Source organism: Shewanella sp. 0m-8 (genome assembly GCF_052977265.1).
Window position 1 is genome coordinate 1 of sequence record NZ_JBRIMB010000081.1, and the last position, 8,796, is coordinate 8,796.

The 8,796-nt window shown below is 46.4% G+C and carries 9 protein-coding genes; 8 read left to right on the forward strand and 1 reads right to left on the reverse strand.

Annotation, left to right across the window (positions count from 1 at the left end; translation table 11 throughout):
• The 8 genes from ACVBIO_RS21055 to ACVBIO_RS21090 form a co-directional block, all read left to right on the forward strand.
• Positions 1–1,024: TonB-dependent receptor plug domain-containing protein (locus tag ACVBIO_RS21055; RefSeq protein WP_447173373.1), on the forward strand; the 1,024-nt coding region annotated here is incomplete at its 5' end.
• Between the two features lie 16 nt (positions 1,025–1,040).
• A complete protein-coding gene (locus tag ACVBIO_RS21060) occupies positions 1,041–2,450 on the forward strand; it encodes an ATP-binding cassette domain-containing protein (RefSeq protein ID WP_447173374.1) in 1,410 nt (469 codons plus the stop codon).
• Positions 2,440–3,135, forward strand: a complete 696-nt coding sequence (locus ACVBIO_RS21065; protein WP_447173375.1) for an energy-coupling factor transporter transmembrane component T — start codon at positions 2,440–2,442, stop codon at positions 3,133–3,135. The genes ACVBIO_RS21060 and ACVBIO_RS21065 overlap by 11 nt, the downstream gene beginning before the upstream one ends.
• On the forward strand, positions 3,132–3,677 hold the full coding sequence (locus ACVBIO_RS21070) for a core component of ECF transporter (RefSeq protein ID WP_447159047.1): 546 nt from the start codon (positions 3,132–3,134) through the stop codon (positions 3,675–3,677). Before ACVBIO_RS21065 ends, ACVBIO_RS21070 begins: the two co-directional genes overlap by 4 nt.
• A gap of 51 nt (positions 3,678–3,728) precedes the next feature.
• Positions 3,729–4,490 (forward strand): DNA-binding protein, encoded by a 762-nt coding sequence (locus tag ACVBIO_RS21075; protein WP_447173376.1) that lies wholly within the window; start codon positions 3,729–3,731, stop codon positions 4,488–4,490.
• Between the two features lie 32 nt (positions 4,491–4,522).
• Positions 4,523–4,738 (forward strand): hypothetical protein, encoded by a 216-nt coding sequence (locus ACVBIO_RS21080; protein ID WP_447173377.1) that lies wholly within the window; start codon positions 4,523–4,525, stop codon positions 4,736–4,738.
• 255 nt (positions 4,739–4,993) lie between these two features.
• Positions 4,994–6,178, forward strand: a complete 1,185-nt coding sequence (locus ACVBIO_RS21085; protein WP_447173378.1) for an HD-GYP domain-containing protein — start codon at positions 4,994–4,996, stop codon at positions 6,176–6,178.
• Between the two features lie 211 nt (positions 6,179–6,389).
• Positions 6,390–7,109, forward strand: coding sequence for a DJ-1/PfpI family protein (locus ACVBIO_RS21090; protein ID WP_447173379.1), 720 nt, complete (start codon positions 6,390–6,392; stop codon positions 7,107–7,109).
• 413 nt (positions 7,110–7,522) lie between these two features.
• Here ACVBIO_RS21090 and ACVBIO_RS21095 read toward each other — a convergent pair whose 3' ends face one another.
• Entirely contained in the window at positions 7,523–8,461 is a 939-nt protein-coding gene (locus tag ACVBIO_RS21095) for a YeiH family protein (protein ID WP_447159042.1), read from the reverse strand.
• Between the last annotated feature and the right edge of the window lie 335 nt (positions 8,462–8,796).

The window sequence follows — 8,796 nt, forward strand, 5'->3', positions numbered from 1 at the left end:
CGGAAACGGCGGTGGAAGCGGTGGCGGAAACGGCGGTGGAAGCGGTGGCGGAAACGGCGGTGGAAGCGGTGGCGGAACAGGTGGTGAAAGCGGTGGCGGAACGGGTGGTGAAAGCGGTGGCGGAACTGGTGGTGGAAGCGGTGGTGGAAGCGGTGGTGGAACTGGCGGCGGAAACGGCGATGGCAACTTCGATGATTCGTCTTGGTTGTATACCGCGGCATTGGAATACCAGTATCAGGCCGATAACTATGGCGTGACTCTAGGTGGTGCTTTCCACGATCAAGACCGTTTAAACGAGTCTGAAAATGACTATTCAGCTCAGGCTTCTGGCTACTGGCAAGCGTTTGAAGAGACTCGTATCAACATGGGGGTGGCGCGCAAAGTGCGTTTCCCATCGATGCGAAATCTATATGCGCAGTCTTCTGGTAATGCAGAACTACAGGCTGAAACCTCACTGCACTATGAGTTGGGTTTGTTGCAGCAACTGGGTTATTCAACCGAGCTAAACATCGCTGGTTATTACACCGATGCGGAAGATTATATTGCTAAAGATCTCGACGGTGTTTACCAGAATATGGGGCGTTATGGCTTTAAAGGCGTCGATCTACAGCTAGAAAACAACAGCTTTGATGACCTATCTATGGTCTTCTCTTATAGCTTCTTAGACACCGAAGATAAGAGCGCTGCAGAGACAATGCAAACTCTGGAATACCGTCCAAAGCATCAGGTACGTTTTCAAGCTGAGTATGTATTACCCATCGCGACGCGGATCAATTTTAATATTGAACGCATCATGGATCAGGTTTATTACGCTCAGCAGAAAGTGTCGGGTCAAAATATCTTGCTTGAGCAGTCGTTAGATGATTACACCTTGGTGGATCTCAACATTGTGCAGCCATTTATGGACGATAAGTTAGAACTTTACCTACGTGCAACTAACTTACTCGATGAAAATTATGACCAGAGCGAAGGATTGCCACAAGCGGGTCGTCAGGTCTTCGTCGGCATTAACTGGCAGATCTAGGTTTTCGGGGGAAAGTATGAAACTCATAGCGCTAGAAGGGATTCAATTTGGCTATGGATCAAACCAAAGCGAGATCTTGGACGATCTCAATTTGGTGGTTAATCAAGGTGAGTGTCACTGCATTAATGGACCAACAGGCTCGGGAAAATCGAGCTTGTTGCACTTGATGGCAGGCGAACTTTCTCGGCCTTATGAGGGGGACGTGTATCGTCACCCTTCATTGCTGGTTGGTTTGGTGATGCAAGATCCGAACGTACAAGTCTTGCGCCAAAGTGTTGGGGCTGAAATTGCCTTTGCGTTGGAAAACTTAGGCGTTGCATCTGAGCTAATGGTCGAAAAAGTGCAGCAGTCGTTAAGACGAGTGGGCTTGTACATTAGTTTAGATACCCCAGTTGATGTTTTATCGCTTGGGCAGAAATATCGTTTGATGATGGCGGCACAATTAGTGTTTAAACCATCGCTATTATTGCTGGATGAACCATGGGCCCAGCTCGATGATAAAGGTGTTAGAGAGCTCTATAACGTTCTGAAAATATTGTTGAGTGACGGTGTTGCGGTTGTCATGGTTGAGCATAACCCCGAAGCGTTTTCGGGCTTAGTCGATTATCTGTGGTTACTGCAGGACGGCGGGCTAGAAGCAGGGCCCCTACCTGTCGGTAAAGCGCTAACCACTTTCGCTATCGAGACCAATATTGAGCCTGCGCGTACTCGCGGGGCGATTCGCCGCATTAAACCCAGCATCAGCAATAAAGACTGTGAGTGCTTAATAACGATCCAGCCCCACGAGTTTAGGTTTTTAGATCAAGACAGCTTATTTCATTGCCAACAAAGCTTGTCGCTTTATCGCGGCGAAGTCATAGCCTTGGTGGGTGACAATGGTGCTGGTAAAAGTAGTTTGCTCAAAACTCTGGCAGGTATTCAGGCCAATACTCCAACCTTGCCTATCTCTGTATTAGGTAAGCGGCCGCAGCTGGGGATTTATGGCTCACAACTTGGCCTATTGATGCAACGCCCCAATCGGCAGTTGTTTGAGCAAAGCGTACTGAGCGAGCTGCAATTTAGTTTAAAGCGTTTCAAACTACCTTTAGCTCGCGCAGAACATATTTTACAAACACTAGAATTAACTCATCTTGGAGAGCGTTCGCCGCATAAGTTGTCCTATGGTCAGCAGCATATTATCGCGCTAGCCTCTCTGGTCTGCTTGCGGCCAAAGCTGCTGTTGCTTGATGACCCGTTTGCAGGGCTCGATAAGCAGCACGTAGAGAAAGTGGTGCTGTTATTGCAGCAATTAAGCGCCCAAGGCTGTGGGATCTTGCTTACTAGCCATCGTCGTGTCTCCACTTTTGAGGTCGATAACTACTGGCTGATCGAGTCTGGAAAACTGGTAGATGGATCAGGACATATTGAGCAGTTGAATGTGGGCTAAACATCGCATGGGCCGGAGTGCCAACAAGCCTTCAGGGTCTATTCGTTCAAACTCGATGCTTAGCGCCACTCAATACTGCGCGTTGGCATTAATACTGAGCTTAGTACTGTCGAGCTGCGCCTTTTTCCTCCCCAATAGTGCGCTTGGCTGGTTGGTGCTGGCAGATCTGTTGTTGGTCGTGCACGGTTTATATCTCAAGAACAAGATCACCGCTCTGCTGAGGCTTGGCCTAGTGCAGTTAGCGCTAACCTTACCCCTCTATTATCTGCTCCATGGTGAAGCACAGTTGCTCGATGGCGTGATTGTGGTGTTGCGAGTGTTCTTGGCCATGTTGCCCGGCTGGTGGCTATCGAGCACCCAAAGCCCTGAACGTTTAGGTGAGGTGCTCAGTTGGGGCTTACCCGCTAAATGGGCATTTGTGATCGCCGCATCAATCGGTTTGCTGCCCTATATGCTGCAAGAAACCAAAGAAATTTACGCCATTCAGTGCTTACGAGGAGCAAACATTACCCCTAAGGCACTGAGGAACCCTAAAAACTGGCCAGAGCTCATCTATTGTGTGGTGCTCCCGGTACTGATCCAATTATTAAAGCTATCAAAGCAGATGGCACAAGCAGCCAAATTACGCCATTTCGGTAAAGTTAATCAGCCAACACATTGGCCTGCAACAAGAGAGGATGAATGAAATCTCCATTTGATCTACAAGATGCCCTATTTATTGGGTTTTGTGCCACCTTGCTGGTGGTATTAAAAAGCATGTTACGCCTCAAGCTAGGATTGAGCGGGCACTCTATGTTCTTAATGACCTTCTTTTACTTGGTTTGCTATGGCGCTGTGGGCCGAGTGGGTTGCATTACCGCTTGTGGTTTTCTCGCTGGTTTAGTGGCCATGATGTTAAGCGTGGGCAAAGGAGGGCCGTTGATATTGCTTAAATTTGGCCTGCCAGCATTGGCAATGGATCTGATGTTACTCATGATGGCGGGGCTGTTTAGCGTGCGTTGGCAGAGCATTATTTTAGCGCTAGTGGGTTGTTTAGCCTGGGCGGGTAAAAGTTGGGTTGGTAATTTGCTTGCAGGAATGAGCGGCCAAGTTGCGTTGGCTCAATTTGGACTCAGTTTTATACAAGGTGGTGCATTTGCTATCGCGGCAGCGCTATTAGTGCCCACAGTATTAAGGCGGCTGCATGCCCACGATCTGCTACATAGAGATCAGCTTGATGATAAGTAACGCCGTTTAAAAATGACAATTAATAACTGCACCAATAAATAAGGGTTTTAGATGAAAGAGTGGCTGATCTGCATTGATGATACTGATGATATCGGTACCAAGGGCACGGGCGAAATTGCCGAAGAGATTGTGGCAAAACTGGCTGTGGTAGCATCAACCGAAGACAATGCACTTGCTGTTAGTCGACTGGTGACACGTCATCAACTGTTTGTGCATCCTGATATTCCTTACACATCGCACAATAGTGCCATGTGCTTTCAGATTGCTACAACATTGAGCTTTAATGAGATTAAAGCCATCTGTATTGCGCATTTAAAGCAAGAATCGGCAGCGGCATCGGATCCCGGTTTAGCCATCTTAGATTTAGCCTCCCGCTATGACATCGAGCAACTGATCGCTTTTGGTCAGCAGGCAAAAGTAGAAGTAAAGACAAAACCGCAGGCTTACACCTTGGCTGAAACGCTAGGCATTGATCTCTCTGAGCATGGCGGTACAGGCCAAGGCGTTATCGGTGCACTTGCGGGGTTGGGCTTACGTCTCAGCGGTCAAGATGGTCGCGTGAAAGGCCAGCTAAAGCTAGGACAAGCTGCGGATGAGTCAGATGAAGTACAGATGAGCGTAGCAGAGGTATTAGCACTGACAGGATTACAGGCGGTGATCTCCGTTGATGGAGAGAAGCTAGCAGATGATCAACAGCTGTTTCTTAAAGGTAAGATCAAGGCGGTATTCACTCAGTATCAATTTGCGCTACTCGTTAGCGCTGAGACTGGCCGGTGGTTAAATGCGACTAAGCAGCAGTTAAAGCCTTACTAATTTTCATACCGTTTAGGATAATAGGAGGGAGTATGGTGCAGTGGTTTACCCAAGTAGATGGCTTATGGCAGTTTAAGTTTGGCGTAGAAGATTATCTGCCGGCCCGCGCCGCCGCAGCCAGTTGTGAGATATTTCTCAGTGATGACGAAGATGAGCATACTGATAATGTTGCTCGCTCTTGTTACAACTGTATGTATCGCCGTTGGCAGCCGACGAGTTTTCAATGTCATAAGCGGCGCGCCGAATAGCCATTGATATTTGCATGAGTAATGAAATATCGTTTTTTCTTACAAGTTGGTGTGTATTTGTCGTGCATTAGTGAATATTAATTAACTTTGTCTATGGTGATTTAACAGTTCAGAGAATAGAATAGCCAACTTCTTACAGGAAATAACAAGATGGGCTCTGCGTAAGCCGGGTCACAACATCAGAGATCTGTGAGGGATACCGTGACTAATTAGTTGCTGTATTTATGGCTAAATCATCCGGGGACCTAAGAGATAATGGGTGATTCATTCGAATCAAATAACTTAATAAAGATACCTGTTTCTAAGCTGAAAGTAGGTATGTTTGTTGAAGCAATAGACAAAAGTAACAGCCAAGTTAATATTGCGAGCGCTGGGCAAATTCGCAGTGCTGAAGCCATTTTAAGGCTGCATAAGAGTCATGTAACCCATGTATGGGTTAATGCTGAGCGCTCAGCACCAGACTTGGGATTACAGCGGCCGACTGCTGCGCCTAAGCCAGTGGTAAAAAAAGTCAGTGTTGAACGTGCCACTACTCAAAAGCAGGCAAAAGAGCTGATTGTTGAGGCTAAAGATCTCATCCAAAAAGTGCTATCTGAAACATTTCAAGGCAAGGCTGTCGAGGTCGAGCCGTTCGAACAGTTAGCAGATAGCATGATTGAGTCGGTGATGCTCGATGCCGATGCCCTCAAATGTGTCTCAGCCTTGCGTTCCAAAGACGCCTATCTGCTCGAGCATTCTATTAATGTCGCCTTTTTGCTGGTGACTTTCGGCCGTTACCTAAACTTCGATACTGACATGCTGCGTCAAATGGCGGTTGGTGGAATTTTGCATGATATTGGCAAGATTAAGGTCGATAGTGAAGTGTTAAACAAGCCAGGTAAATTAACTGCCGAAGAGTATGAGCACGTTAAGCTGCATCAAACTTATGCTGTTGAAATTATGGAGCAGACCACAGGGTTATCTCAAGTCAGTAAAGATATTAGTTTGATGCACCATGAAAAACTCGATGGTAAAGGCTACCCGCTGGGATTGAAGGGGGATGAGATCCCTGTTCATGGGCGGATGAGCTGTATTGTCGACATCTTCGATGCGTTAACAGCGACCCGTTGTTATAAAGAAGCTATGAGCCCTGCAGCCGCATTTAAGATCTTATTGAGTTTGACGCCATTTCACTTAGATCAACAACTTGTTTATGAATTTATCCGCTGTGTCGGCGTTTATCCGGTAGGTTCGTTAGTACAGCTATCAGATGGTCGCATTGGGATTGTATGGGAATCTAAAGGACGAGACGCGTTACACCCCAAAGTGAAGTGCTTCTACTCTATGAAGCATAAATGCTACACCAAGGTGGAGATTGTCGATCTGCTTAGATCGTCATTTAATATCGAAAAGGGCATATCCCCAAGTAGCTTGGATATCGATCCGACACAATTCTACTAGTGAAAAGTCGGGTTTATCGAACATCAAGCGTCCTTAATTGGTCGCTTTTTTGTGCCGATTTCACATCTCTTAGATCTCAATAAGAAATTAAAGTTTGAGCCGCCTCTATTTTTGGTGAACGATTTGTTTTTCGGCTGAATAAGCATTGAATTAATTTCACTGGTTATAGACTAAGCCTACATAAAATATTGAGATTGATGGGGAACAAATAATGCAACGTAGACAGTTTATAAAAGGGGCTTCGCTGATGATGGCCGGCAGTGTTATTACGCCTACGCTACAGGCTAAAACAAGCTTGCAGCTATCTGCTACTAACACACCGTTCACCAAGGGCACATACCGCATACTGGCACTGGTGTTTGATGACTACGAAACCCTAGACTTGCACGGCCCAGTTGAGATGCTTGGGCATATGCCCAATACCGAGATAAAGCTGGTGGCCACCAAAGAGATCGTCAAAAGTTATCAGGGGCCGCGTGTGGTTGCCGATTGTTTAACAACAGAGATTTATGACTGCGATCTGCTATTAATTCCTGGTGGATTAGGTACTCGCACATTAGTTAGCGATACAGCACTGCGCCAATGGCTTATTAAGCAGATTGACCGTAGTCAAAACGTGTTTACTGTGTGCACGGGTACCGCATTGCTGGCAATGACTTCTGTGCTTAACGGGCGTAAAGCCACCACCAATAAAATGGCGTTTCAATGGGTGACGTCTCTAAACGATAATCCACAATGGCAGCCCAAAGCGCGTTGGGTGTTTGATGGTAAGTTTTTAACCTCATCGGGCGTATCGGCAGGCACAGACGCGGCGCTGTTTTGGGTCAAGCACCTGCATGGCGAGCAGGAGGCGAAGCAGATCCAAACACTAACCGAATATAACTGGATTGAAGACCCCAATAATGACCCTTATGCCGCGGACTTAGCTTAGGTCATTTATAAGTAAATCATCTAGCCTTAGCAGTTATTGCTATTTATTAGTAATAAAGGATATTGGCGAGATCAGTACTAAGCACCAATAATAGCCATTCATTTAGCCTGCCTAAGAGGGGAGATTACATTGAATAACTGGCTAATATTATTGTGTTGCGCAGTGTTAATTACTGCCTCTTTACTCACCAGCGGTTTAACGCGCGCCTTAATAGATTTAGGTGCGTTTAGTTGCTTGCTTGGCTTATTGGTTTGGCGTCATAGCGCTCGAGATCGTAATAGAGAAGGTAGTAAGACGTCGCAATAAAAAGCAGCGCCTGTAAGGGCACTGCTTTATGGTTATATCGCGCGATTGTACAGCGCACTAATCAGTAATGAGACTAATCAGTAATGAGTTAGTTAAGCAGTAATGAGTTAGTTAAGCAGTAAAATGTACGCCAGTGAACTGCTACCTATAGCCAGCCATAACAACACGCCTAAAATGAGTGGCTTAGGACCAGTTGATTTCATTTTCTTAATCGTAATACCGGCACCAATCAAGAACAGACACACTACCAGTAATCGTTTTGATACCTCAAATATTGCCCCGTACACGACTTCGCCTTGTGGCAGCCAATGGGCAATCGCAATCGCTAAGCAGTAAAAGCCAATAAAGTAGGGGATAGCAATCTTATTTTTATCGCCTTTAAACAACATGGCACTGATGAGTGCGATTGGAATGATCCACAGTGCGCGTGCCAGCTTAATCGTCGTAGCGGTTGTAAGGGCTTCACTGCCATAAGCTGAAGCAGCTCCCACGACAGATGACGTATCGTGAATAGCAATCGCGCTCCAAACCCCAAAATCATGCTGGCTCATCGATAGAGCATGGCCGATGGCCGGAAACACAAACAGTGCAATCGAGTTAAGAATAAATACCGTGGCTAAGGCAATAGCCGTTTGTTCGCTGTTGGCTTTAATTGCGGGAGATACGGCCGCAATGGCGCTGCCACCACAAATAGCGGTGCCAGAGGCAATTAGGTGGCCGGTTTTATGATCTAGCTTGAGTAGGCGCGTTAAGGCAAAACCTAAAATCAGCGTGAATATAATCGAGCCCAAAATGAGGGGGAGATTGGCTAAGCTAATGCTAACAGCGGCGTCAAGCTGAATGCCAAATCCAAGACCGACAATCGAATAGGCCAGAAGCTTCTTGGTCAGCGCGCCAAGATGTATTTGATCCGGCGCCCAGCCTATGCTGGCAAGCGTAAAGCCCAAAATTAGCGCCACAGGAGACGACACCATAGGTAATAGGCAGATGAGACCAACAATAATAAAAATGGCTAAATGGGTTTTGTTGCGGGTTTCGCTGGTCATTAAAAGGCAGTCGTATATAGCAGATCGGTTGATAATTATAACGCTCGAACAAGATTTAATAAATTAAATAGTGTTGACGGTTGTAGTCAGCAAAATTGAATGTCTGGAAGGTTTTAGGAAAAGCTAAGACGGACGGCCTGCAGCCTAGGGAACGTGACTGCGTCACTTCGAGAGCGCGACGATGTCGCTTCTAGGAAAAGATAGATCCTAGGTTCGAGGTCCTAAGAAAAGCTAAGAAGGTAAGGCTAAGACGGTAAAGCTAAGACGGTAAAGCTAAGACGGTAAAGCTAAGACGGTAAAGCTAAGACGGTAAAGCTAAGACGGTAAAGCTAAGA